The organism is Pseudomonas sp. NFPP02, from assembly GCF_900119355.1.
GTDB lineage: Bacteria > Pseudomonadota > Gammaproteobacteria > Pseudomonadales > Pseudomonadaceae > Aquipseudomonas > Aquipseudomonas paracarnis.
The window spans coordinates 65,265-85,497 of the sequence record NZ_FPJI01000001.1; the positions used below are offsets into that span (position 1 = coordinate 65,265).

The following is a 20,233-nucleotide window of genomic DNA, read 5'->3' on the forward strand; positions in this document are numbered from 1 at the left end:
GCGTTCATTCAGCAAGCACGCGTTATCGTTGACGTTCTTCGCGAGCAAGCTCGCTCCTACAGGGAGAAAGCGTCAGCTGGGAGACTCATCAGGCATTCGCTCCCTGCCTCTACCGCAGCACGGTGCATGGCCGTACGCGGCAACAAGCGCTTGAAATAAAAGTCGCAGGTCGCAAGCTTCGCCTGGGCAAACCCTTGGTCGTCCTGGCCGTGCGCCGCGATCGCCATACGCAACCACAGGTAGGCGAGGATGATGTAACCGCTGTACATCAGGTAATCCATGGCCGCCGCGCCCACTTCATCAGGGTTTTTCATCGCCGCCGTGCCGACCTTCAAGGTCAGTTCGCCCCATTGCTGGTTCAGTTCATTGAGTTGCACCACATGGGCCTTGAGTTGCGCATGCTCGGCATTGGCCGCGCAGAACTTATGCACAATTTTGGTAAACCCACGCAGCAACTTGCCCTGGCTGCCCAGCACCTTGCGCCCGAGCAGGTCCAGGGCCTGGATGCCGTTGGTGCCTTCATAGATCGGCGCAATCCGTGCGTCACGGGCCAGTTGCTCCATGCCCCACTCGCGAATATAGCCATGGCCACCGAATACCTGCATGCCGTGGTTGGTCACCTCCAGGCCGGTTTCGGTCATGAAGGCTTTACAGATCGGCGTGAGGAAGGCCAACAGGTCCTCGGCTTCCTGGCGTTGGCCAGCGTCACTGCCAAGGTGCGCGGTATCGATCAGTTGCGCGGTGAAATAGGTCAACGCGCGGTTGCCCTCGTTGAAAGCCTTCATGGTCAGCAGCATGCGGCGTACATCGGCGTGCACGATGATCGGGTCAGCGGCTTTCTCCGGCGCCTTGGCACCGGTCAGCGAGCGCATCTGCAAGCGGTCGTTGGCGTACTTGATCGCGCCCTGGAAGCTCGCTTCACCGTTGCACAGGCCCTGCATTCCCGTGCCCAGGCGGGCGTGGTTCATCATCGTGAACATGCAGTTGAGGCCCTTGTTCGCCTCGCCAATCAAATAGCCTTTGGCGCCATCGAAGTTCAACACGCAGGTGGCAGAGGCCTTGATGCCCATCTTGTGTTCGATGGAGCCGCAGTGCACCGCATTGCGCTCGCCGGAGTCGGCATGGAACTTGGGCACGATAAACAACGAGATGCCCTTGGTACCCGCCGGCGCGTCCGGCAGCTTGGCCAGCACCAGGTGGATGATATTGGCGCTCATGTCGTGCTCGCCGGCCGAGATGAAGATCTTGCTGCCGGTGACCGCGTAACTGCCGTCCGCCTGCGGCACGGCGCGGGTCTTGATCAAGCCCAGGTCGGTGCCGCAGTGGGCTTCGGTCAGGCACATGGTGCCGGTCCATTCGCCAGCGGTGAGCTTGCTCAGGTAGGTGGCTTTCTGTTCGTCGGTGCCGTGGGCGTGGATGGCCGACATCGCACCGTGGGTCAGGCCCGGGTACATGCCCCAGGAGGTGTTGCTGGAGCCGATCATCTCGCTCAACACCAGGCCGAGGGAATGGGGCAGGCCCTGGCCACCGTAGGCCGGGTCTGCCGCCACGCCGTGCCAGCCGCCTTCCACATACTGGGCAAAGGCTTGCTTGAAGCCTTTGGGAGTGGTCACCACGCCATTATCGAAATGGCAGCCCTCTTCATCGCCGCTGCGATTGAGCGGCGCGAGTACGTTTTCGCAGAACCTGGCGCCTTCTTCGAGGATCGCACTGACCATGTCCGGGCTGGCATCCGTGGCGCCCAGGGCCGCGTAGTGGCCGTGGAAATCGAATACGGTGTCGATCAGAAAGCGCATGTCGCGCAAGGGAGCTTTGTACTCAGGCATGGCAATGTCTCCGGCAGCAGATAGGGTTAACCTACTGCCGGCTCTGGCCGCGGACAATCACTGTAGCGCTGCTGAATACAGCGCCATTACTCAACCGGCAGCGCTCTCCATGCGCACCGCGCCACGGCGGGTTTGCCCGGCTGCGACCACACAATTACGCCCCGCCCCCTTGGCGGTGTAAAGCGCCTGGTCGGCGGATTTGAGCACCTCGTCGGGGCTGCGTTGCTCGGCCTGGCGCTCGGCCACGCCGATGCTTACCGTCACCGACACACTGGACGCGCCGCTGCCCGCACGGCGCTGGCGGCCTTGATGATCGTCCTGGGGGCGGTCCGGGTTGCGCAACTTGATGTCGTAGCTGGCGATGATCTCGCGGATTTCCTCCAGGTGGGGCATGCACTCATCCAGGGTCTTGCCGGCAAACACCACGGCAAACTCTTCACCGCCGTAACGATAGGCCCGCCCGCCGCCATTGACCTTGGACAGCTTGCTCGCCACCAGGCGCAGCACCTGGTCGCCCACATCGTGGCCGTGGGTGTCATTGAAACGCTTGAAGTGATCGACGTCGCTCATCGCCAATACATAGTTGCGCCCCAACCGCTGCATGCGCTCGTTGAGGGCACGGCGCCCCGGCAAACCAGTGAGCTCATCACGAAACGCCATTTGATACGCCTCGTGCGCCACCCCCGCAGCGATCATCAGCATCACCTGGCTGCACATGATGTTGAGGGTGAACGGCAGGATGAAGGTTTGCGGCAACATCCAGAACATGCCCAGCAACCCCACCAGTTGTGCGGCGTGCAGCGGGCGCGGCTGGTACCAGTATTGGGCGGCCAGGGTGAGAAAGCCGATCAGGAACATCGGATAGGAAAGTTGGATCAGGCTCATCCAGGCGCCATGCAGCATCGGCCAACGGATCTCCGCCAACCAGCCCAGCAAGGCCTGGGGAAAACTCTGCTCCAGGGCCAGCGCCACACTGCCCACCGCCAGCAGCACCGCACAGCGGGCGACGAAGTCGCGGAACAGATGGGTCTTTTCCTGCCACAGCGCATAAATGCTGAACAGCAAGGGCAACAGCAGGCAGCACAGGTGGAACACCACCGCAGCGTCTTCACGCACGCGACCATTGTCGCGGTAGAAGTCGGTCTGGGTATCCAGCAGGAAATAGGTGACGTAAACCGTGACCATCAGGAACAGTTCACGCTGGCGTCGATACACCGCGCAGTAGGCGCCGCCGAGCAACAGGACCAGGGTGGGCAGCACGTTGAACAGCGAGGTGAAGAAGACGCTGAGGTCCTTGACGTACGCAGCCGAGAGCCCGGCCAGCAACAGCAGCAGCGAAGGGAGAAAATGGCTGAAACGTACAGCGGACACGCGTGACAAGGGTAAAGCTCCGACCCGCTAACAAATAATGGCACTGTGCCTCTAAGCGATCAGTTAAGCACAACCGACCGGCCATGTATCACATTGCCATCACTGTAACGGCAGCTCATCGCAATCCCTGAGCGCATTACTGCGGTTTTTTAGACTCGCTCCTACACACGTACAAAAAAACCGCCGCGTCCCGAAGGAGGCGGCGGTTTTCAGAAGGATCCGGTAAGGCTTAGTAAGCCAGGCCGAAATCTTCTTCTTTCATGTCCATCAGGTTGTTGGCGCCCGACAGCATGGTTGCCACGTGGGTGCGGGTACGCGGCAGGATGCGCTGGAAGTAGAAGCGCGCAGTCTGCAACTTGGCGGTGTAGAACGCCTCTTCGCTGGTACCGGCGGCCAGTTTCTCGGCGGCCAGGCGTGCCATGTCGGCCCAGAAGTAAGCCAGGCAGGCGTAGCCGGAGTACATCAGGTAGTCCACCGAGGCAGCACCGACTTCTTCACGGTCTTTCATCGCGGCCATGCCGACCTTCATGGTCAACTCGCCCCACTCTTTGTTCAGTGCCGCCAGCGGTGCAACGAACTCTTTAACCGCGTCGTTACCTTCGTTGGCCTGGCAGAACTTGTGCACGATCTTGGTGAAGCCCTTGAGCGCTTCGCCTTGGGTCATCAGCACTTTACGGCCGAGCAGGTCCAGCGCCTGGATGCCGGTGGTGCCTTCGTACAGCATAGAAATGCGGCTGTCGCGAACGTTCTGCTCCATGCCCCACTCAGCGATAAAGCCGTGGCCACCGTAGATCTGCACGCCGTGGTTGGCCGATTCAAAACCGACTTCGGTCATGAATGCCTTGGCGATCGGGGTCATGAAGGCCAGCAGGGCATCTGCCTGTTTCTTGGCTTCGTCGTCGGTGCCGTACTTGACGATGTCCACTTGCTTGGCGGTGAAGTACACCATCGCACGGTTACCTTCGGCGAAGGCTTTCATGGTCAGCAACATGCGGCGTACGTCAGGGTGCACGATGATCGGGTCAGCGGCTTTGTCCGGCGCTTTCGGGCCGGTCAGGGAGCGCATTTGCAGGCGATCACGCGCATATTTCAAGCCGCCCTGGAAACCGATCTCGGCGTGAGCCAGGCCTTGCAGCGCAGTGCCCAGGCGAGCGGTGTTCATGAAGGTGAACATGCAGTTCAGGCCTTTGTTCGCCGGGCCGATCAGGAAACCGGTGGCCGCGTCGAAGTTCATCACGCAGGTGGCGTTGCCGTGGATGCCCATCTTGTGTTCCAGGGAACCACAGGTGACCGCGTTGCGCTCGCCCACAGAGCCATCGGCATTGGGCAGGAACTTGGGCACGATAAACAGCGAGATGCCTTTGGTGCCAGCCGGTGCATCCGGCAGGCGGGCCAGTACGATGTGGACGATGTTGTCGGCCATGTCGTGTTCACCGGCCGAGATGAAGATCTTGGTACCGGAGACTTTGTAGGAACCGTCAGCCTGAGGCTCGGCCTTGGTGCGCAGCATGCCCAGGTCGGTGCCGCAGTGTGGCTCGGTCAGGCACATGGTGCCGGTCCATTCGCCCGACACCAGCTTGGTCAGGTAAGCGTCTTGCTGCTCGGGAGTGCCGTGCTCGGAAATGGTATTCATCGCGCCATGGGACAGGCCAGGGTACATGCCCCACGACCAGTTGGCTTCGCCGACCATTTCACTCACAGCCAGGCCCAGGGATTCCGGCAGGCCTTGGCCACCGTGCTCCACGTCGTGGGCCAGGCTTGGCCAGCCGCCTTCGACGAATTGTTTGTAGGCCTCTTTGAAACCCGCAGGGGTCTTAACGCCTGACTCACTCCAGGTACACCCTTCGATGTCGCCCACGCGGTTCAACGGTGCCAGTACTTGCTCACAGAACTTGGCGCCTTCTTCGAGGATGGCGTCGACCATGTCCGGGGTAGCGTCCTGGCAAGCCGGCAGGCTCTGATAGTGCGCTTCATAATCGAGCAGTTCGTCACGAACGAAGCGAATATCACGCAAGGGGGCCTTGTAGTCAGGCATAGCGATAAACCTCTGCTGATGTAACTGGGATGAACAACCGCGTGGATTTGTTATGGCGGTCAAACAGGTGTTTGAAACATACGTTTACCACCCAGGGTTGTCAAGCGTCGGCCAGATGCCGTTTGTCTTGACGCGGGTCAGCCAGGCACGGCGAGGCCTGCGGCGGGATGCCTCATGATTTAAAGAAAGCAGAATGTCGCGGAACGACTGTGGGAGCGGGCTTGCCTGCGATGCAGACGCCAGGGTGTATCAGGCAGTACGCGTTGATGCTATCGCAGGCAAGCCAGCTCCCACAGAGAGGAGCGGGCAAGCGATAGAGAAGTTAAGCGTAGGTATCGATCAAGGTACCGAGCATTTCGTCCGAAGCCTTGGCGACTTTCGCCCCCAGCTCGACTTGAAACTTGCCCTGGGCCATTTCCACCATGTTGCTCGCCGAATTGGACGCTTGGGCGCGGTCATTGGCTTGCAGACGGTCGCTTTGCGCGGCCGATGGCTGGGTGGTCGCGGCGCTGGCAATCTTGCCGGCCGCCTGGTCGACACGGTTCTGTCCGGTCTGAATAGTGCTCAGGCCCGAATAAAACGCGCTGCTTCCAGAGATGTCCATGGCGTAAGCCTGCCTTTAGAGAATCGTGAAGCCCGATTGAACCAGACATCTTGGCAAAAGGCTCGTCAAAAACACTAATGGCATATTGCCTTAGCGATAGCCAAAATCAGTCAAGCAGGTCCAGTTCCAAGTACTCGGCCACCGCGCCAGCCCCGGCGTGCTTGAGTTTCGGCACTCGCCCCAGGCAAGGCGCGGGCAGGCGCTCAGCCAGGGTGGCGAGGTTTTCTTCCAGACGAGAGGTCTTGGGGTCGATGATATTTGCCACCCAGCCCGCCAGCGGCAAGCCATCCCGTGCGATGGCTTCGGCGGTGAGCAACGCGTGGCTGATGCACCCAAGGCGCACGCCTACCACCAGGATCACCGGCAGTTTGAGCGCCATGGCCAGGTCCGACAGGTTGGCCTGGTCGGCCAAGGGCACGCGCCAACCGCCTGCCCCTTCGATCAAGGTGAAGTCCGCGCCCCGTGCCAGGATCTGCTGCATCGGCTTGAGCAGCGATTGCACCGTGAGCCCGACGCCCGCCTCCCGCGCTGCCAGATGCGGCGCGATAGCTGGCTCGAAGGCCACCGGGTTGACCTCGGCATAACTGAGCGGTACGGAACACTCGGCCAGCAACGCCAATGCATCGGCATTGCGCAGGCCCTGGGCCGTCAGTTGGCAGCCCGACGCCACCGGCTTTCCGGCGGCCGTGCTTTTGCCGGAGAGCCTGGCGGCATGCAACAGGCCAGCGGCGATGGTGGTTTTGCCAACATCGGTGTCTGTACCGGTGATGAAGTAAGCGGCGCTCATAACGGTTTCTCCAGTACGGCATACACCACTTGGTACGTGGCGGGCAGGCCCTGGGCCTGGCGGAACTGCTCGTAGGCCTCTACCAGCGCGACAATCCGCGCACGGCCCGTCAACCCTCCCGGGCGGCCTGGGTTGAGGTTGTGGGCGCCCAATGCCTTGAGTTCATGGGTCAGGCTGCGCACATCGGGGTAATGCAATACGTGGGGCTGTCGCTCCAGGCTGATCACGCGCAAGCCACTGGCCGCACACCGTTGCTGATAAACCTCGAAGGTGCGGAAGCGATTGACGTGGACCAGGCCGTCCGCCGCCCGCCAACTCTCTCGAAGCTCATCCAGGGTGCCTACGCACAGGCTGGCAAAGGCCAGCACGCCACCTGGTCGCAGCACACGCCGGGCTTCGCTGAGCACCGCATCAAAATGGGCACACCACTGTACCGCGAGGCTGGAGAAGAGCAGCTCAACGCTGTCAGCTATAAGCGGCAAGCGTTCTGCATCACCGGCTATAAAGTGCACGGCGCCACCCAGCGGACGCGCGTGGTTGAGCATGCCCTCGGCAATGTCCAGCGCCACACCTTGGCTACCGGGCAAACGCTCGCCCAGTACGCGACTGAAGTAGCCCGTGCCGCAGCCCATGTCCAGCCAACGCTGTGGCGCCAGGCCGTGCGGCAAACGGCTGAGCAGTTCATGGCCGACCGCACGCTGCAACTCGGCCACACTGTCGTAACTGGCCGCCGCACGGGAGAACGAGGCCGCAACCTGGCGCTTGTCCGGCAAGCCCCCTGGCAAGGGCGGGTGGGATAGGTCAGTCATCAACACACTCATGCAAAAAAGCCTGGATGGCCCCGGCAACTCCGTGAGGGTCTTCCAGAAGAAACGCGTGACCGGCCTGTTCAATCAGGCCGATTTCTACATCGGGGAGCAAGGCCAGCAGGTCACTGGCGGCTTCAGCAGGCACCAGCCCATCCAGGCCGGCAAACAGGTGCAACTGCGGCCCACGAAAGGCCTGCAAGGCCGCCCGCGTATCCAGTTGGGCCAACAGCTCCAGGCCGGGCATCAAGACGCTGGGAGAGGTATTCGGCGCACCGCTGACCAACAACCGCGACAAGCCACGCGGGTCTTCGGCACCCTTGGCACACAACAGCCCAAAGCGCTTGAGCGTGACCTGGGAATCGGCATGGCAGCCGGCCAGAAATGCGTCGAAGGTTTCCGTAGGCATCCCATGGGGCCAACCGTCATGGGCGACGAAACACGGGTTGCTCGCCAGGGTCAGCAAGCCACAGCACCGCTCGCCACGGCGTGCCGCCAACTCGGACGCGAGCATGCCGCCCAGCGACCAGCCCCCGAGCCAGGCATTGTCCGGCAGCGTCGCATCGAGCTCATCGAGCCATTCACCGAGTTCGCTGGCCTGCAGCGCCGGCAAGGGTTCGATCTGTACCTGTAAATGCTCGTTCAGGCCGTGCAGCGCAGCGGCCAACGGTTCCAGCGGTGACACACCCAGGCCCCAGCCCGGTAGCAGGATCAGTCGATTACGCATAGCCGGGCTCCGAGGCGTCTAACAAGCGAAAACACGCTTGCAACCCGTCTAACAATAGCTGCACCTGCGCTTCGCTGTGGGCCGCCGTCAATGTCACCCGTAGACGAGCACTGCCGGCGGGCACGGTCGGTGGGCGAATGGCAGTCACCATCAGGCCGCGCTCGCGCAGCATCTGCGAGAGGCGCAGTGCCCGGACGCTGTCGCCAATCAGGATCGGTTGGATCGGCGTAAAGCTGTCCATCAACGCCAGGCCTATCTGCTCGGCGCCGCGACGGAACTGGCGGATCAACGCGTTGAGGTGCTCGCGTCGCCAATGTTCGCTGCGCAGCAGTTCCAGGCTTTTGAGGGTGGCGCAGGCCAGTGCCGGTGGTTGGCTGGTGGTGTAGATATACGGGCGTGCGAATTGGATCAGGCTCTCGATCAAGTCCTCACTGCCGGCCACGAAGGCCCCGGCGGTGCCGAACGCTTTGCCCAAGGTGCCAACCAGCACGGGCACGTCGTCCTGGCTCAAGCTGAAATGTTCGACGATGCCGCCGCCATTGGCGCCCAGCGGGCCGAAGCCATGGGCGTCATCCACCATCAGCCAGGCACCTTTGGCCTTGGTTTCACGGGCCAGCGCGGGCAGGTCGGCGAGGTCGCCGTCCATGCTGAACACACCGTCGGTGACTACCAAGGTATTGCCGGTGGCTTTCTCCAGGCGCTTGGCCAGGCTGCCCGCGTCGTTATGCAGATAGCGGTTGAAACGCGCACCGGACAGCAAACCGGCATCCAGCAAGGACGCGTGGTTAAGCCGGTCTTCCAGTACCGTATCGCCCTGCCCCACCAGCGCCGTGACCGCGCCGAGGTTGGCCATGTAGCCAGTGGTGAACAGCAAGGCACGCGGGCGACCGGTCAAATCAGCCAGGGCTTCTTCCAGCTCATGGTGCGGTGTGGCGTGGCCCACCACCAAGTGCGAAGCGCCACCGCCCACGCCCCAGCGGGACGCACCGGCGCGCCAGGCTTCGATCACTTGCGGGTGATTGGCCAGGCCGAGGTAATCGTTATTGCAGAAGGCCAACAACGGTTGCCCGTCCACCACCACGTGCGGGCCTTGGGGGCTCTGCAGCAAGGGGCGCTGGCGGTAAAGATGGTCGGCACGGCGGGCAGCGAGGCGCGCGGCGAGATCGAAAGACATGCTGGCCTCGATTTAACAGGTTCAACTCAATCCGATGGGGGAGCTGGCTTGCCTGCGATAGCGGTCCTTCTGACACTTCAATACTGAAAGTGCCGCCGCCATCGCAGGCAAGCCAGCTCCCACACTGGAATGCATTCCAAAGGTGGTTACACCACAGCGTTGTAGAACTGCTCGCTGCTCTTTTGCTCCACCAGCGCCTGCTCGATCGCCGCCTGATGCACTTCATCGGCATGCTCTTCACGGGCTTCGGGCAGGATGCCCAGGCGTGCGAACAGTTGCATATCCTTGTCCGCCTGGGGGTTGGCGGTGGTCAGCAGTTTGTCGCCGTAGAAGATCGAGTTGGCGCCGGCAAAAAAGGCCAGGGCCTGCATCTGCTCATTCATGGCTTCGCGGCCAGCCGACAGGCGCACGTGGGACTGCGGCATCAGGATGCGCGCCACCGCCAGCATGCGGATGAAATCGAAGGGGTCGATGTCATCGGCGTTTTCCAACGGCGTGCCCGCCACTTTCACCAGCATGTTGATCGGCACCGACTCCGGATGCTCCGGCAGGTTGGCCAACTGGATCAGCAAGTTGGCGCGGTCGTCGAGAGACTCGCCCATGCCAAGGATGCCGCCCGAACAGATCTTCATCCCCGAGTCACGCACGTACGCCAGGGTTTGCAGGCGCTCGCTGTAGGTGCGGGTGGTGATGATCGAGCCGTAGAACTCCGGCGAGGTGTCGAGGTTGTGGTTGTAGTAGTCCAGGCCGGCCTGGGCCAGGGCTTCGGTCTGGTCCTGGTCAAGGCGACCGAGAGTCATGCAGGTTTCCAGGCCCATGGCCTTCACGCCTTTGACCATTTCCAGCACATAGGGCATGTCTTTGGCCGACGGATGTTTCCATGCCGCGCCCATGCAGAAACGCGTCGAGCCGATGGCCTTGGCACGTGCGGCCTCTTCGAGGACCTTCTGCACCTCCATCAGCTTCTCTTTTTCCAGGCCAGTGTTGTAGTGGCCCGACTGCGGACAATATTTGCAATCTTCCGGGCAGGCGCCGGTCTTGATCGACAGCAGCGTCGACACTTGCACGCGGTTGGCGTCGAAATGCGCGCGGTGCACGGTCTGCGCCTGGAACAACAGGTCGTTGAAGGGCTGCACGAACAGGGCTTTGACTTCAGCTAAAGACCAATCGTGACGCAGGGTGGCAGAGGTGCTGGCGCTCATGGGCGATTCCTTGATTATGCTTTGGCAAGCGCTGCGGGAAAGGCAATACCCACAGGCACGACACGGATGCTCGGCATATTTAAGGAAGATTCATGCACTGTCAACCTGAGCACAAACACCAAGTTTACATCTGGTTAAAAAGCATACAGACCTGTTTGATCTGCGATGAGTGCATCGAATCAGACGAGCCCCTGTGCAGCGCCTGCGAAACAGAATTGCCATGGCTGATGGAACAGTGCGAACGCTGCGCACTGCCCTTACCCATGGACGGACTGCTCTGCGGCCAGTGCCAAAAACAGCCACCGGCCTTTCACCAGGTGGTCGCGCCATGGACCTACAGTTTTCCCGTGGACACCTTGATCAGCCGCTTCAAGCATCAGGCGCGTTGGCCGCTAGGGCACTTGCTGGCGCGCCTGCTGGGGCAGCACTTGCAACATCGCTTCGATAACGCCGAACTGGAGCGCCCCGACTGCCTGCTACCGGTGCCCATGGCGCGCAAACGCCTGCGCGAACGCGGCTTTAATCAAGCGTTGATGCTGGCCCGCTGGCTCAATCACACCCTCGACATTCCCTTTGATGAACACGCGCTCTTACGCCCCCATGAAACCGTGGCGCAGCAAGACCTCGATGCCAAGACGCGCAAACGCAACCTGCTCAACGCCTTCGCACTGGCCCCCGGCATCCAGGTTGCAGGGCAACATCTGGCGCTGGTAGACGACGTCCTCACCACCGGCGCCACGGCCCACAGCCTGGCGCGCTTGTTGATAAACGCCGGCGCGCGCCAGGTGGATGTGTATTGCCTGGCCCGTACGCCCAAACCCGGCAGCTGACTTGACTCCCCTGCGCCAGCGCGGCAACGTCGGCGCATCTCACCCAAGCGTATCTGCCATGTCTGTGCCCAGCCCTCTCAGCCAACACATCATCCGCCGCCCCCAGCGTATTGCCTTGCTGGGGCATATCGCCGAGCAGGGCTCCATCACCCGTGCGGCCAAGAGTGCCGGGTTGAGTTACAAGGCCGCCTGGGACGCCATTGATGAACTGAACAACCTGGCGCAAAAACCGCTGGTGCAACGCAGCATCGGTGGCAAGGGCGGTGGCGGCGCCAAACTGACTCAGGAAGGCGAACGGGTGCTGCGCCTCTATCAGCGCCTGCAACTGCTTCAGGCCGAGATCCTTGGCTCGGACGAAGCGGCCAGCGACTTCAACCTGCTGGGCCGCTTGATGCTGCGCACCAGCGCGCGCAACCAATTGCACGGCCAGGTCAGCACCATAGAGAGCCATGGCCACAACGACATGATCCGCCTGCAATTGGCCGGCGGCCTGCACCTCGACGCACAGATCACCCACGACAGCACCCTGCGCCTGGAGCTGCAGACCGGTGTGGAAGTAGTGGCCCTGATCAAGGCCGGGTGGCTTGAATTACTGGCGGACGGACAAGCTGAAACACTTGGACACAATTGCCTGGAAGGCAGGATCGAGACCATTCTCGCCGCCGACGACGGCCCCAGCGAGGTGCGTATTGCCCTAGCCAACGGCCAAGTGTTGTGCGCGCTGGCGCCGCCCGTCGCACTCAAGGCCATTAATGCAGCGCAGGGCCAGCCAATCCGCGTGCAGTTTGCACCCAGCCATGTATTGCTTGGCACCCCGGTGTAACGGGCGCGCGTCTTCAAGCTGCAACAATTCGGTCACAAGCGCTGCTTAAGGTGTCTGCAAAAACCTTAAGGAGCCTGTGATGAGCCTATTAGAAGAAAACCAAGCCACCGACCTTGAACAGATGGTGGGCCTGACCCGCCGTCGCTTTATCGGCGCAGGCGCCCTGTGCGGCGCCGCGATGTTCCTCGGCGGCAACCTGCTGAGCCGCAGCGCCCTGGCCGTGAATGCCGCTACCGCCAGCCCGTTGCTGGGGTTCACCAGCATCGCCGCCGCCACCAGCGACACCATCACCCTGCCACCGGGCTACAGTGCTTCGGTGTTGATCAGTTGGGGCCAGCCCCTGCACAAGAACGCCCCGGCTTTCGACCCGTCCGGCCATGGCACCGCCAAGGCTCAGGAACAACAGTTCGGCGACAACAACGACGGCATGAGCCTGTTTCCATTCCCCGGTGACGACAACCGCGCGCTGATGGCGATCAACAACGAATACACCAACTATCGCTACCTCTACGCCCACGGCGGCGCGCCACAATCTGCCGAAGACGTGCGCAAGGCCCTGGCCAGCGAAGGCGTGTCGGTGATCGAAGTGCGCCGCAAGGGTGACACCTGGCAGTTCGTCCAGGATTCGCGCTACAACCGGCGCATCCACGGCAATTCACCGATTCGTTTGAGTGGCCCTGCCGCCGGCCATGACTGGCTGAAAACCGGCGCCGACAAGAGCGGCAAAAAAGTCCTCGGCACGTTCCAGAACTGCGCCAACGGCAAGACGCCGTGGGGCACCTACCTGACCTGCGAAGAAAACTTCACCGACTGCTTCGGCAGCAGCAACCCGCAGCAAACCTTCGACGCAGGGCAGAAGCGCTACGGCGTGGTGGCCGCCAGCAAAGACATCAACTGGCATCAGCACGACCCGCGCTTTGACATGGCTAAGAACCCCAACGAACTCAATCGCCATGGTTGGGTGGTGGAAATCGACCCGTTCGATCCGCAATCCACGCCAGTCAAACGCACGGCCCTGGGGCGCTTCAAACACGAAAACGCGGCCCTCGCCGAAACCCGTGACGGTCGCGCCGTGGTGTACATGGGCGACGATGAACGCGGTGAATTCATCTACAAGTTCATCAGCCGCGATCAGATCAACCACAACAACCCTAAGGCCAACAAAGACCTGCTCGACCACGGCACCTTGTACGTGGCGATCTTCGACGCAGGCGACGGTGATGCCGACCACCCCAAGGGCAAAGGCCAGTGGGTTGAACTCACCCATGGCAAAAACGGCATCGACGCCAGCAGCGGTTTCGCCAACCAGGCCGAGGTGCTGATTCATGCGCGCCTGGCCGCCAGCGTGGTGAAAGCCACGCGCATGGACCGCCCGGAATGGATCGTGGTAAGCCCTACCGATGGCCAGGTCTATTGCACCCTGACCAACAACGCCAAACGCGGCGAAGAGGGCCAGCCGGTGGGCGGCCCCAATCCACGGGAGAAGAACGTATACGGCCAGATCCTGCGCTGGAAAGCCGACGCCGATAACCACGGTGCCACGGACTTCACCTGGGACCTGTTCGTGGTGGCCGGCAACCCCGGCGTGCATGCCGGCAACCCCAAGGGCGGCTCGTCCAACATCAACCCGCAAAACATGTTCAACAGCCCCGACGGCCTGGGCTTCGACAAAGCCGGGCGCCTGTGGATCCTGACCGATGGCGACTACAGCAACGCCGGCGACTTTGCGGGCATGGGCAATAACCAGATGCTGTGCGCCGACCCGAGCACTGGAGAAATCCGTCGCTTCATGGTGGGGCCGGTGGCGTGTGAAGTGACGGGGATCAGCTTTTCGCCGGACCAGAAAACATTGTTCGTGGGCATTCAGCACCCAGGGGAAACCGGTGGCTCGACCTGGCCGGAACACCTGCCCAATGGCAAACCGCGGTCGTCGGTGATGGCGATTCGGCGGGATGATGGCGGGATCGTAGGCGCCTGATAGACCGCTATCGCAGGCAAGCCAGCTCCCACATCTCGATGTGTAAATACATGCCAGTGTGGGAGCTGGCTTGCCTGCGAAGGCGTCCGCACAGCCACCGCCTATCTATGCTGTTACCATACCCGGCCGGACGCGGCGCCCTGCTGCGCGCAGGAGTTCGCATGGCCCACCCGTTTGAAACACTCACCCCAGACCTGGTGCTCGACGCCGTCGAAAGCATCGGTTTCCTCAGCGACGCGCGGGTTCTGGCGCTCAACAGCTACGAAAACCGCGTGTACCAAGTGGGCATCGAAGACGCCGAACCGCTGATCGCCAAGTTCTATCGCCCCCAGCGCTGGACAAACGAGGCGATCCTCGAAGAACACCGCTTCACCTTCGAACTGGCCGAGTGCGATGTACCGGTGGTCGCCCCATTGATCCACAACGGCGAGAGCCTGTTCGAACACGCAGGTTTCCGCTTCACCCTGTTTCCGCGCCGTGGCGGCCGCGCGCCGGAGCCGGGCAACCTCGATCAGCTTTACCGGCTCGGGCAACTGCTGGGGCGTTTGCACGCGGTGGGCTCCACCCGCCCGTTCGAACACCGCGAAGCCCTGGGGGTGAAGAATTTCGGTCACGACTCCCTCACCACCTTGCTTGAAGGCAACTTCATTCCCAAAAGCCTGTTGCCGGCCTACGAGTCCGTGGCCCGCGACCTGCTCAAGCGTGTGGAAGAGGTTTACAAGGCCACGCCGCACAAGAACATCCGCATGCACGGTGACTGCCACCCCGGCAACATGATGTGCCGCGACGAGATGTTCCATATCGTCGACCTGGATGACTGCCGCATGGGCCCGGCGGTGCAAGACCTGTGGATGATGCTGGCTGGCGACCGCCAGGAATGCCTCGGCCAGCTCTCGGAACTGATGGACGGCTATCAGGAATTCCACGACTTCGACCCGCGCGAACTGGCGCTGATCGAGCCGCTGCGCGCCCTGCGCCTGATGCACTACAGTGCCTGGCTCGCACGACGCTGGGACGACCCGGCGTTTCCCCATAGCTTTCCGTGGTTTGGCAGCGAGCGGTATTGGGGCGACCAGGTGCTGGCGTTGCGTGAGCAACTGTCGGCGCTCAATGAAGAGCCGCTAAAACTCTTCTGAACGCGTTCCATCATCGCGCCCACGCTCTGCATGGGCGCGCATCCTGTGACGCTCCGCGTCACGATTTAAGAGCAGACGCAGAGCGTCCAAGGCGGCGTTACCACGCAGAGCGTGGGAACGAGCGTTGTCTGACAAATATCCTTACAATTGCGCTTTGTTAGCTGCCTGAGCAAGGATTCTGCAATGCAAGCCGCCAACCCCCGCAAGGGGTACATCCTGGGCCTGAGCGCCTATGTCATCTGGGGTCTATTCCCGCTCTACTTCAAAGCCATCGCCAGCGTGCCCGCCGCCGAGATCATTGTGCACCGCGTATTGTGGTCGGCACTGTTCGGTGGGCTGTTGCTGATGGTGTGGAAACATCCCGGCTGGTTTCGCGAACTGCGCGACAACCCCAAGCGCCTGGCGATCCTGGCTCTCAGCGGTTCGTTGATCGCCGCTAACTGGCTGACTTATGTGTGGTCGGTGAACACCGGGCGCATGCTCGAAGCGAGCCTGGGTTACTACATCAATCCGCTGGTGAATGTGCTGCTGGGCATGCTGATCCTCGGCGAGCGACTGCGCCGTTTGCAATGGGTGGCGGTGGGGTTGGCAGCGGTAGGTGTGGCGCAGCAGGTGTGGCAAGTCGGTAGCCTGCCGTGGGTGTCGCTGGCGCTGGCGTTGACGTTCGGCTTCTACGGTTTGATCCGCAAGCAGGCGCCGGTCAAGGCGCTGCCAGGCCTGGTGGTGGAAACCTGGATGCTGGTACCCATTGCCGTCGCCTGGTTGCTGTTCAACCCGACCGCCCACAGCGCGCAACTGGCGTTCTGGAGCACCTCCGAGGCCTGGTGGCTGGTGGCCGCAGGCCCGGTGACGCTGATTCCCCTGGTGTGCTTCAACGCCGCTGCACGGCACTTGCCCTACACCGCCCTGGGCTTTTTGCAGTATGTGGCGCCGACGCTGGTGTTGCTCGAAGCCGTGCTGTTGTTCGGTGAACACCTGGCGCCGAGCACCCTGATCGCCTTCGCCTTCATCTGGGCCGGGTTGGTGGTGTACAGCCTGGATGCCTGGCTGACCGTGCGCAAACGCTGATCAAATAACGTACAAACCTCTGCAAGCCACGGCTTTCGTGGCTTGCAGCGTTCCACCCAAAGGTTATCCACAACCTGATCCCCGCCATTTGTGCACAAGCCCTTGAAACTGCTCGTTTTTTGCTCAACTTACGCAGAAGGCCGGCGGGCGTGGCCTGGCGTCGGGTCTCTACAGGTTATCCACAGGCCCATGCAAGATTTCCCTGCATAACCTTGTGGATCGTTATTCCTCCTGACGCAACTCCACCATCAAATCATCGGCCAAGGTTTCCAAAGCCTCTTGCAGGGTTTCCAGCGACAGCGTGGCCGGCACTTGCAACAACGCCTCGGCATTGAACAGCGGATCACCGCTCATGGGCGCCGGGCGCACATCGGTGCTCAGGCGTTCCAGGTTGACGCCCTGCTGGCTCAGCAGCGCGGTGATCTCACGCACGATGCCCGAGCGGTCATTGCCCACCAGGGTCATCAGGATCGGCTTGGACGCCGATGCCTGCCCGCTGCTGCCCTCACCCACCAACACGCGAATGCCATGGGTGGATAAATCCTCCAATGCCCCCACCAATGCCTGTCGCTGCTCGCTCGGCACGCTCACCCGCAGGATCCCGGCAAACTGCCCGGCCATGTGCGCCATGCGGCTTTCTAGCCAGTTACCACCATGACTGGCAATGTTCTGCGCGATGCGTTCAACCAGGCCGGGTTTGTCGGCGGCGATAATAGTGAGTACAAGATGGTCCATGGCGCAGTCCCTCGGTTGGTTGATCCTCGATTATAGACATGCCGCGTATATCCAGAAGGTACGCGTGATCGTTAACGTCCATCCCAGGCAAGCCAGCTCTCACAGACAAATCGTGTACCATTTTGATATTTATCTGGAACAATCCAATAGTTTTTTGAGAACATCCTGTTCTCCGCTGTGACCGTACGACCAAAGTGGGTCGCTAAACGACGTATTTAGTCTAATTTTCACAACCGCAAGTCATCATGTAGTATGCCCAACCGTGCACTACATAATGAAAATCTGAAAAAGCGCATAAGCTCCGCAGAGTGAGGCAAGCAATGACTGAACACGTTCAAGTCGGTGGCCTGCAGGTCGCCAAAGTCCTGTTCGACTTCGTGAACAACGAAGCCATTCCCGGTACCGGCATCACTGCCGACCAGTTCTGGGCCGGTGCCGACAAGGTCATCCATGACCTGGCCCCGAAGAACAAAGCCCTACTCGCCAAACGCGACGACTTCCAGGCGCGGATCGATACCTGGCACCAGACCCACGCCGGCCAGGCCCATGACCCGGTGGCCTACAAAGCCTTCCTGCAAGACATCGGCTACCTGTTGCCAGAAGCCGCAGACTTTGAGGCCTCGACCCAAAACGTCGATGATGAGATCGCACGCATGGCCGGCCCACAGCTGGTCGTGCCGGTGATGAACGCCCGCTTCGCCCTCAATGCCTCGAATGCGCGCTGGGGCTCGCTGTACGACGCGCTCTATGGCACCGACGCCATCAGCGAAGCCAACGGCGCCGAGAAAGGCAAGGGCTATAACAAAGTGCGTGGCGACAAGGTCATTGCCTTCGCCCGCGCTTTCCTCGACGAGGCCGCACCGCTCAGCGCCGGCAGCCATGTCGATTCCACCGGCTACAAAATCGTCGATGGCAAGCTGATCGTCAGCCTCAAAGGCGGTAGCAACAGCGGCCTGCGTGACGATGCCCAGTTGATCGGTTTCCAGGGCCCTGCGGCCGAGCCGATTGCGATCCTGCTCAAGCACAATGGCCTGCACTTCGAAATCCAGATCGACGCCAGCACCCCAGTCGGCCAGACCGACGCTGCCGGCGTCAAAGACGTGCTGATGGAAGCTGCGCTGACCACCATCATGGACTGCGAAGACTCCGTCGCCGCCGTCGACGCCGATGACAAAGTGGTGATCTACCGCAACTGGCTCGGCCTGATGAAGGGCGACCTGGCCGAAGAAGTGGCCAAGGGCGGCCAGACCTTCACCCGCACCATGAACCCTGACCGCGTCTACACCGGCGTGGATGGCAGCGACGTGACCCTGCACGGCCGTTCGCTGTTGTTCGTGCGCAACGTTGGCCACTTGATGACCATCGACGCGATCCTCGATAAAGACGGCAACGAAGTACCCGAAGGCATCCTCGACGGCCTGATCACCAGCCTGGCGGCGATCCACAGCCTCAACGGCAACAACACCCGCAAGAACAGCCGCACCGGTTCCGTATACATCGTGAAACCGAAGATGCACGGCCCGGAAGAAGCCGCGTTCACCAACGAACTGTTCGGTCGCATCGAAGAGGTGCTGAACCTGGCGCGCAACACCCTCAAGGTCGGGATCATGGACGAGGAGCGCCGCACCACGGTCAACCTCAAGGCCTGCATCAAGGCGGCCAGTGAGCGCGTGGTGTTTATCAACACCGGTTTCCTCGACCGCACTGGCGATGAAATCCACACCTCCATGGAAGCCGGCGCGATGGTGCGCAAGGCGGCCATGAAGGCAGAAAAGTGGATCGGCGCCTATGAGAACTGGAACGTCGATATCGGCCTGAGCACCGGCCTGCAAGGTCGTGCACAGATCGGTAAAGGCATGTGGGCCATGCCCGACCTGATGGCGGCGATGCTCGAGCAGAAAATCGCCCACCCGTTGGCCGGTGCCAACACCGCCTGGGTACCGTCGCCGACCGCCGCAGCCCTGCATGCGTTGCACTACCACAAGGTTGATGTGTTCGCCCGTCAGGCCGAGCTGGCCAAACGCGAGCGCGCTTCGGTGGACGATATCCTCACCATTCCTCTGGCCAGCAACACCGATTGGTCCGAGGAAGAGATCCGCAACGAGCTGGACAACAACGCCCAGGGCATCCTCGGCTATGTGGTGCGTTGGATCGACCAGGGTGTGGGCTGCTCCAAGGTGCCGGACATCAACGATGTCGGCCTGATGGAAGACCGCGCCACCCTGCGTATTTCCAGCCAGCACATCGCCAACTGGCTGCGCCACGGCATTGTCAACGAAGACCAGGTGATGGAAAGCCTCAAGCGCATGGCGCCCGTGGTAGACCGCCAGAATGCCGGGGATGCGTTGTACCGCCCACTGGCTCCGGACTTCGACAGCAACATCGCATTCCAGGCAGCGGTGGAGTTGGTGATTGAAGGGACCAAGCAGCCTAATGGCTATACCGAGCCGGTGTTGCACCGCAGGCGTCGGGAGTTCAAGGCCAAGAACGGCCTGTAATGGAAAAAGCCCTGATCGAAAGATCAGGGCTTTTTTATCAGTGTCAGTTAGACCGCGTTGCCTGAATCGCAGGCAAGCCAGCTCCCACAGGGGAATGCATTTCAAATGTGGGAGCCGGGCTTGCCCGCGAAGAGGCCAGGCCAGTCACCTCACACTCAGGGCACCATCCCCAACTCCCGCTTTACCAACTTCGCCAACTTCACGCTATCAATCGGCTTGAGCAAGAAATCCACCACGCTCAAATGCATCGCATCAATCACATCCGGCGCTTCCGCGTCTCCAGACATGATGATGATCGGCAACGCCGCACGGGTGGACTCACGCACCTGGCGGATCAATTCCAGGCCATTGCTGGGCGCCATGCGCAGATCGGTGATCAGCAAACCGATGGAACTGCTCGTCTTCAACAAATCCCACGCAGCCTCGCCACTTTCGGCAGTCATGCAGCGAATACCATCGAGCCCAAGGATTTCCGCCAGCAATTCACGCGCGTCCTTGTCGTCGTCCACGATCAAAACGCGTTGGGGGGGTAAATCGGGCTCCAGCATCACGGCGCTCAGCGCCTCGCGCTCGGCATCACTCAAAATATCGTGGTCGGACATACGTTTCTCAGCAGTTCTCATCAATCTCCCA

At 61.4% G+C, this 20,233-nt stretch carries 17 protein-coding genes; 6 read left to right on the forward strand and 11 right to left on the reverse strand.

The window, feature by feature from the left end; all coding sequences use genetic code 11:
- Positions 1-56: 56 nt before the first annotated feature.
- The 9 genes from BT204_RS00300 to bioB form a co-directional block, all read right to left on the reverse strand.
- On the reverse strand, positions 57-1,826 hold the full coding sequence (locus BT204_RS00300; RefSeq protein ID WP_072445555.1) for an acyl-CoA dehydrogenase C-terminal domain-containing protein: 1,770 nt from the start codon (positions 1,824-1,826) through the stop codon (positions 57-59).
- A 90-nt stretch (positions 1,827-1,916) separates the two neighbouring features.
- On the reverse strand, positions 1,917-3,206 hold the full coding sequence (locus BT204_RS00305; protein ID WP_054896781.1) for a GGDEF domain-containing protein: 1,290 nt from the start codon (positions 3,204-3,206) through the stop codon (positions 1,917-1,919).
- A 220-nt stretch (positions 3,207-3,426) separates the two neighbouring features.
- On the reverse strand, positions 3,427-5,232 hold the full coding sequence (locus tag BT204_RS00310) for a phenylacyl-CoA dehydrogenase (RefSeq protein WP_072445556.1): 1,806 nt from the start codon (positions 5,230-5,232) through the stop codon (positions 3,427-3,429).
- Positions 5,233-5,554: 322 nt separating this feature from the next.
- Positions 5,555-5,836 (reverse strand): hypothetical protein, encoded by a 282-nt coding sequence (locus tag BT204_RS00315; protein WP_020302162.1) that lies wholly within the window; start codon positions 5,834-5,836, stop codon positions 5,555-5,557.
- A gap of 106 nt (positions 5,837-5,942) precedes the next feature.
- Entirely contained in the window at positions 5,943-6,623 is a 681-nt protein-coding gene (gene bioD, locus BT204_RS00320) for a dethiobiotin synthase (RefSeq protein WP_034128848.1), read from the reverse strand.
- Positions 6,620-7,432 carry a malonyl-ACP O-methyltransferase BioC gene (bioC, locus tag BT204_RS00325; protein WP_072445557.1) on the reverse strand — a complete coding sequence of 271 codons (813 nt, stop codon included), beginning with the start codon at positions 7,430-7,432 and terminating at the stop codon, positions 6,620-6,622. Before bioC ends, bioD begins: the two co-directional genes overlap by 4 nt.
- Entirely contained in the window at positions 7,425-8,156 is a 732-nt protein-coding gene (locus tag BT204_RS00330) for an alpha/beta fold hydrolase (RefSeq protein ID WP_054896778.1), read from the reverse strand. Before BT204_RS00330 ends, bioC begins: the two co-directional genes overlap by 8 nt.
- The gene (gene bioF, locus BT204_RS00335; protein ID WP_054896777.1) at positions 8,149-9,330 is read right to left on the reverse strand and encodes an 8-amino-7-oxononanoate synthase; all 1,182 of its coding nucleotides are present in this window, start codon (positions 9,328-9,330) and stop codon (positions 8,149-8,151) included. Before bioF ends, BT204_RS00330 begins: the two co-directional genes overlap by 8 nt.
- A 146-nt stretch (positions 9,331-9,476) precedes the next feature.
- Positions 9,477-10,532, reverse strand: coding sequence for a biotin synthase BioB (gene bioB / locus BT204_RS00340; protein WP_014720209.1), 1,056 nt, complete (start codon positions 10,530-10,532; stop codon positions 9,477-9,479).
- Between the two features lie 92 nt (positions 10,533-10,624).
- Here bioB and BT204_RS00345 point away from each other — a divergent pair, with 92 nt between their 5' ends.
- The 5 genes from BT204_RS00345 (at position 10,625) to rarD (ending at position 16,367) form a co-directional block, all read left to right on the forward strand.
- Positions 10,625-11,362 (forward strand): ComF family protein, encoded by a 738-nt coding sequence (locus BT204_RS00345; RefSeq protein ID WP_072445558.1) that lies wholly within the window; start codon positions 10,625-10,627, stop codon positions 11,360-11,362.
- 58 nt (positions 11,363-11,420) lie between these two features.
- The gene (locus BT204_RS00350) at positions 11,421-12,185 is read left to right on the forward strand and encodes a TOBE domain-containing protein (protein ID WP_072445559.1); all 765 of its coding nucleotides are present in this window, start codon (positions 11,421-11,423) and stop codon (positions 12,183-12,185) included.
- 79 nt (positions 12,186-12,264) lie between these two features.
- Positions 12,265-14,163: a PhoX family protein gene (locus BT204_RS00355; RefSeq protein WP_072445560.1), complete on the forward strand. Its 1,899-nt coding sequence runs from the start codon at positions 12,265-12,267 to the stop codon at positions 14,161-14,163.
- A gap of 161 nt (positions 14,164-14,324) precedes the next feature.
- A complete protein-coding gene (locus tag BT204_RS00360) occupies positions 14,325-15,299 on the forward strand; it encodes a serine/threonine protein kinase (RefSeq protein WP_034128855.1) in 975 nt (324 codons plus the stop codon).
- Between the two features lie 183 nt (positions 15,300-15,482).
- Complete coding sequence (gene rarD, locus BT204_RS00365) at positions 15,483-16,367, forward strand: EamA family transporter RarD (protein WP_034128856.1); 885 nt, start codon at positions 15,483-15,485, stop codon at positions 16,365-16,367.
- 222 nt (positions 16,368-16,589) lie between these two features.
- Here the strand turns inward: rarD and BT204_RS00370 are convergent, their stop codons facing one another.
- Complete coding sequence (locus BT204_RS00370; RefSeq protein WP_003194815.1) at positions 16,590-17,102, reverse strand: glycine cleavage system transcriptional repressor; 513 nt, start codon at positions 17,100-17,102, stop codon at positions 16,590-16,592.
- Between the two features lie 320 nt (positions 17,103-17,422).
- On the opposite strand from BT204_RS00370, the gene BT204_RS00375 reads away from it, so the two are divergent.
- On the forward strand, positions 17,423-19,600 hold the full coding sequence (locus BT204_RS00375; RefSeq protein ID WP_054896773.1) for a malate synthase G: 2,178 nt from the start codon (positions 17,423-17,425) through the stop codon (positions 19,598-19,600).
- 155 nt (positions 19,601-19,755) lie between these two features.
- On the opposite strand, the gene BT204_RS00380 is transcribed toward BT204_RS00375, so the two are convergent.
- Positions 19,756-20,202 carry a response regulator gene (locus BT204_RS00380; RefSeq protein ID WP_019817416.1) on the reverse strand — a complete coding sequence of 149 codons (447 nt, stop codon included), beginning with the start codon at positions 20,200-20,202 and terminating at the stop codon, positions 19,756-19,758.
- Between the last annotated feature and the right edge of the window lie 31 nt (positions 20,203-20,233).